Here is a 6,653-nt window from a genome sequence, read left to right on the forward strand (position 1 = left end):
TAACCCTCCCCTTGTGAAGGGGAGGGAACTGGCCATTCAATTTCCCCCCTTTACAAGGGGGGACTAAGGGGGGTAATAATGTGATTAAAATGACAAATAACCACTTTTCAAACATCCTTTAAAGTTAAAAGCTCAAACGAATTCAAAAACGCCAGTGCCTGGGAACCAATAACTGTGGTGCAAGCCTTTCTCGCTTCACCGCTCTAGCAGCATAAGTTTAGCCTCAAATAATTCGCCAACACAGTCAAATACTCCGCGAACACACCTTTTTTGTCCAAAGTCCAAATGGTATAATTCTCGGATGAGAAAAGTAGCAAAAGTAAACTCTATCCAACTCCCAAGCAAAAACAGCATTTCATTGATGTAAGAGTTTACACTTTTCTCATTTACTATACAAAATGATTACCACAATAACTTTACATAAAGATAAAAATGCCAGCAAATAAACTTCTCTATAGAATGCCATTCCCCCCTGAACAAATAAATTCTCAACAAATTATTTCTCCAGAAACATATGATGAATTAGTAGCAGTGGTAAATCTTCATGATTTGTTTCCAATAATCTCTTTTGGAAGCCTAATATTGTTGGTATTGGCTTGGAGTTTTTTTGGAGAAATTCCCATAAAAGTTTCAGGAAGAGCAGTATTAAGTTATCCCAATAAAGTTATAGATGTTGAGTCTTCAATTACTGGAAAAATAGAACAGATTAAAGTTAATCCTGGTAATTGTGTCAAAAAGAATCAAGTATTAGCTGTTATGGAATCATCTGATATTAAGCAAAGATTAGAACAAGAAAAATTTAAGTTAAACTATTTATATACTCAACATCAACAAGCTACTTTTCTGGAAAACGAACGAATAGAGATTGAAAATAAGCTTGTGAAGCAGCAGCAGACTAGTAAGCAGCAAAGTATTAAAAATAATGAAGATATAATTCCTATCTCAAATGCTGCAGAGTTGGAGGCTATTAGACAGCAAAAAACTAGCATTTTTCAAAAAATGCGAAATATACAAAAAATTACACCTGAATTAAAAGAAAAGCAATTACAAGAAATTTTTAAGCAAAGAATTAGTTTAATCGATCAAATACAAAATGCACGGCATTTGAAGCCTATCCTTGAAAATAGATTGAAACAAAGAAAATTACTTTTCACTCAAGGAGCTATAAGTCAAGATCAAGTAATACAATCAGAACAAGATTATTTGCAAAATTCACAGCAAATTTCTCAGTTAGAAGCTCAGTTACAAGGGTTAGATGTGAAAAAACCTGAAATTGAACAAAGATACAAGGAAAATTTAAGCACAATTAGCAATTATCAGACAGAGCTAAAGCAATTGGAATCTAAATCCATAGACGTCAGGAGAAAGTTTAAAGATAGTCTAACGAACATTGAACAAACAAAAGCCGAATTGAAAGAATTAGAAATACGACAAAGAAACCTTGTCAGAGAAAATTTACAATCTATTAATAATAGACAGAATGAAATCCAGCAGACTAAAAACAATATAGATAATTTGACAAAAGAGTATAATGCAAATAAAGAATTAAAAAGCGCAACAGGTGGATGTTTTCTAGAAATAATAGCTATGCCTGGTGCCATTTTACAAAAAGGTCAAAGGTTTGGTTCTATGGAGATAAAAGGTAATCACGATGAGATTGTGACAGTTAGTTACTTTTCCATTGGGGATGGAAAACAAATAAAACCTGGAATGAAGGTGCAGGTTACTCCTGATACAGTATCTCGTGAAAGGTTTGGTGGTATAGTCGGTACGGTAACAGAAGTATCCTCATTTCCAATCACTAAAAGTGGAGCATCAAATCTGGTTGGGAATCCAGAAATTATAGAATATCTTACTCAAGGAACTTCTCAAAACACAGCTTTAATACAAGTAAAAGCAAACCTTACAACTGATCCTTCCACTTTCAGTGGATATCAATGGTCTTCCTCTAAGGGACCTGAATTAAAAGTGACAGCAGGAACAACTGCTACTGTACAGGCAATTGTGGAAAAACGCCGTCCTATTACCTTTGTTTTGCCAATTCTTAGAGAATGGAGTGGAATTGACTAATTGATGATTTTCAAAGATTCTCTACTTTCTTTAATAGAAATCATGTAGTTTGCCATCCTTCTTTTAACAAAATCAATCATTGATGAATAAATAAATGGTACAGTCCAGATAGCTTCAAAGATGTCGGGATTTGCTGCTTGACGTTTGATTGATTCTGAATACAACGCCAGGATTCTTCCTAGTCTTTGAAGGTTTGGTCTTATATAACTACAGGTATAGCGAATTGTTGTCGGTGAGAGACGATGAGTAATAATCCAACCCACAACTTCATCTCGATAACGCAACCCTATACTATTTAAGGGTTCAAAATTATTATCATGTGCTAGCGGATTAAGAAGCTCAGGTATCCATGTCTCATTTTTAAATCGATCGTTCAGTCTAAGACGATCTTGTTCTGTAAGCTCAGTCCAAGGAAAAATGGTAAATTCGGTGGCGAGCGGGTATTCTTTTTGTAACCAAGGTGCTTTTAGCATTTGGCGATCGCAATTGCAGACTAACATTCGAGGTTTAGGAGAAGTCCAGTTATTTTTTGCCAAAATCCTTTCTAAAGCAATGGTTGTTGGCTTACCCGTAACATATATAATTTGAGCAGATTGGCAATTTCGTAATTTTAATTCCTTTAGCAGATACTCTAATAAAGCTGTGCCAATTCCTTGATTACGGTGAGAAGCATCTACAAAAATAGAGAGAATGTTAGATTGATTATTAGGTACAATCTCAGCCATCGCTAAACCTATCGGCTTTTGATTGGAGTTAGCACCAACTGCTACGATAGGTCCTTCACGCTGAGTCATATATAATTTTGAGCGAAGTACTGGAAAAGTAAACACTTCGTAGAAAGAAGCAGCTAAAGGATTATCAACGACTACTAATTTATACATTTCCGGTTATATATTTTTTATTACATTATGACAATGTTAATAAAGCAGAAGTTTGATTTGGATTTATAAGAGTTAGTAGGGATAAACCAACCCCAGCAATACCATCAGTCAAACCAGGAATTATTGAACGAGCTGCCATAGATTGCAGTTTCCAGTAACCTTTCTGCTCGTAAAAATCCAGCATATTTTCTGTAGCTTGAGCTGCTGACTGAAGTAGATCTGGTCGATTCAATTTCTGGCTTGCACTAACTAAGAAGATAATCCTTCCCGCTTCACCACAACATAAATGATGTCCACCACTGCCTATATGACGGAGAGTTGCTTGACAGCTTGCCTCAATATCGGACATCAGTTCTTCCCCAAATAGATTCAGCATTTCTAGACGCGCCAAACCAATACCTGGTGCTCCACCACACCAACCTGACATAAACGCTGGAGATGCCGGATCTTTCCAAAGATTAGGCCAATCTTGATGTTCTTGATTATAAAAAGAACGCTCATATTCTAAAGCAGCATGGATAGGGGTAAGTAATGTTGAATCTCCTATAAACGAATATAATTTTGATAAAGCATAGGCAATTCCAGATGCTCCGTGTGCCATACCCAGCAAAGGTCGAGGTGCATTAGGAATTCTAAAGCCACCAGCATTTGAACCATCTTGCTCTTGGTAGCTTAATATTCCTTGACCAATAAGTTGAATTCTTTTTATAAGTTCATAATCAGGAAGCTTTCTGTGTAGGGCAATCAACGCCAAAATACTTGAAGCAGATCCAGTCAGTATATCTGGGTTAGTTACCTGTCCCCACATTTGAGCAGGAATCTTCATGACCAGATTGTAAGCTAAATCTAAACATGATTCATCTCCCAGCTTTTCAGCACAGACCAATAGGGCATAGATCACTATTGGTAGTCCATAAAAACCATTTTGGTATAGTGCAAACTCAGATAAAAAACGATTTGCCATCTTAGCTGTAGTTTTCACCGCCTCTAGAGAGAGTTTAGACCATGATTCGTTTCCTGTATAAGCCGCTAAGTTTGCCATGAAAATTACCGTACCAGCAGTTCCTGGTGATGACCAAGGGATAGGATGACCTAATTGTGGTAGCCCGTAATTTCCCGAAAGTGCCAAAGTAACCCAACTAGTTCCTTCACTATGGTGAGTTACTTGATTTTCTATGTTTTTTCCCAGTTCTAAAAGATGATTATAAATCCGTGTCGCTAGTAGTTTATCAAGAGTGGGGACAGATGCAAATTCCGTATTCTTTTCAGGTAAACTGATTGACTTTCCCCGTGGGACAAAAAACATCTCTAAAGAGACGCGAATCAATTCTTTTTGCCAGTTTAGGTCTACCTCATTGGCAGTTATTAAACGATAACGAATATAATCATACCCGCTATGCTCGTTTATGGGTCCGAAACGCGCTCCATCTTCTGAGCTTAGATAACAGCTAGAGGTTAAGCCAGAAAAGTAAGGAACATCTCTTACCCATAAGGCTTTTTTTTCTACTCTTCCATAAGAAAGAGCATCCTTTCTGTTTTCATCTAAAATTGGGGTTCCACAGAGAATCTCCAGAGACAAATCGTAATCAATTCCACTTATCAAATTATCTGGCGCAGTAGACCATAACAGCAAATCGTGATAGAAATTAGTGTCCCGTACTAGAACACGAGTTGGTAAATTTTGAAAAGCAGTTATAACACCTGTATTACTTAACAATGAATCTCGATGATTAATAAATGTTTGATAAGTACTAACAAAACCATCTATAACTTTTCCTATAAACGATTTTGCATCTATAGCCTTTCCTCCAAGCTTGGGTAAAGATAGACAGGGTTTAGCTGCCCTATATTCAAACTTAAGGCATAGCTGATCCGTACCCAGGTTATAGTAAACAGGTGTTGGCATTGGCCAAATTTGACCTTCCTTTCTTCCTGTAAGTGAGGACATTGCTATTGCTTCTTGTTCATACCCCCCCTGGTTGTACCATCTCGGAAGCATAAGTGTCGCAAATACCGTATCAGGTTGCCAAGGGCGGGGGACTACTTTAAGCATCTGCAAGTCAGTTTGAAATGTCAAGGCGACTGAACCTATACCTTCTAAATCAATAGGAATAGGCTGTGAACCATTGGGAATAAAATTGTCTTCATGAAAATCAGTTCCGCCGAGAAAATAAAACACTGCTAAATGGGCACCAAGACGTTGGAAATATTGAGCTATCTGCTCCATATTTTGGCAGTCAGTTGTCTCAATCCAAAGTACCCAACCATAGTCTTGGCGATCTAGAACAGGAGCAGCCATGAGAGTGAGTTCTGGTTGAGCTTGGTTAAGCCATGTTAGAAACTGAAGGTAAGCTACATCCAATGTTAAACTTCGTGGTTTATAGCCTAATCGCAGTCCGGATGTAAATTCCATAAACCAGACAGTCTGACCCCCACAATGAGGTTCAGAAAGACCTATATCTACGCTTTCTACCAGACCAGGCTTTTCTCCAGAATAAAACGTTGAAGCAATAGCTTGATAGTCAAATTCCAAACGCTGGAGCCATTGAATAGTATTTTTTATAGCCTGTTCAGTAACAGTTGTCAGTAAGCGCCCTATTACTGGATAGTTATAGAGCAATCGAAACAATCCTTCAGGAGTTCCCACAATCTGATTGACGTAATACTGGTATCGCTCCTGGGGAGTTTTGCCCTTTAATAAGCCCAGAGTTGACTTTTGCTTAATATCATAGGCTATTGTCCTAGCAGAAATATGTGATAAACGAGATAATAAATTTTCTGCTATTTGGTTCAAAATTTTTGGTTTTACGTATAGTTCGTATTTTGACCAAACTGACGTTAACTCACTAATATAGTAATTAATAAATGGATGAAGTATATCGGGAAATAATAGCTGATTCTCCTGATCTATGTTGGCTAATAATTTTTGAATCGTTGAATTAGGTGGATAGACAGATGTATTGAGAATTTGTCCCAAGGTTTTAGCCCAATCAGGCAAATCCTCAACCTGTAAGCTACGACGGGTTTGCAACCATATCAGGGCTGAATCCCTATTTAATCCTAAACTAGCTAATCTACGCTCAAAGTCTTCCTTATTGCCCGTTCGAGTACAAATGAGTTTTTCCCAGCGTTCTAGCAATCTTTTGGCTTTCTGATAGCTCTTTTTATCGGTGGGATAAATCGGCAGATGAGTTAATTCATCGGGACTTAATGCTCGCTCTGTTAAATCAATTAAATCACTTGTAGATATTATAGTTTGTTCGGAATTATTTAATAATTTCATATATCAAATAGTTGTAAATTATGTAGATTATTCAAGGTTGGAGATTTTTCTCTAAAACAGGGACGAAAACATTGGTAAGTATTGATGTTATACCAAAATCTCTAAATTTTTTGCTTGCTAAACGTTTTAGCTATAGATTATCAGTGGACTAATGTTCTCAATAAGAATTTTAAAAAGCTTATGTTTTCGTGTCCGATTGTGAATTAAGGTATGTAAATCCGATGAAATGAATCCTGGAAGTTGCTCTGTAATTCATCGTCTGAATGTTAACAATGATAAATAAAGAAAATACAGCAGTGCTAATACCAATTTAATATGAAGCTGCACATTATTTTTACCCCTCCTAACCTCCCCTTATAAAGGGGAGGAAAATAAATTTCCTGTTTCCCCCCTTTATAAGGGGGGATTAAGGGGGGTAA

General features: G+C 36.9%; 3 protein-coding genes. 1 reads left to right on the top strand and 2 read right to left on the bottom strand.

What is annotated here, in order from left to right:
• The first annotated feature begins 432 nt into the window (after positions 1-432).
• Positions 433-2,070: an NHLP bacteriocin system secretion protein gene (locus tag F7734_RS59840; RefSeq protein ID WP_155753611.1), complete on the top strand. Its 1,638-nt coding sequence runs from the start codon at positions 433-435 to the stop codon at positions 2,068-2,070.
• On the opposite strand, the gene F7734_RS59845 is transcribed toward F7734_RS59840, so the two are convergent.
• Together F7734_RS59845 and F7734_RS59850 are read right to left on the bottom strand one after the other, a co-directional pair.
• On the bottom strand, positions 2,067-2,951 hold the full coding sequence (locus F7734_RS59845; protein WP_155753612.1) for a GNAT family N-acetyltransferase: 885 nt from the start codon (positions 2,949-2,951) through the stop codon (positions 2,067-2,069). The genes F7734_RS59840 and F7734_RS59845 overlap by 4 nt on opposite strands.
• A gap of 25 nt (positions 2,952-2,976) precedes the next feature.
• Positions 2,977-6,234, bottom strand: coding sequence for a type 2 lanthipeptide synthetase LanM family protein (locus F7734_RS59850; protein WP_155753613.1), 3,258 nt, complete (start codon positions 6,232-6,234; stop codon positions 2,977-2,979).
• Positions 6,235-6,653 lie beyond the last annotated feature (419 nt).

The sequence above is a fragment of the Scytonema sp. UIC 10036 genome, assembly GCF_009725235.1.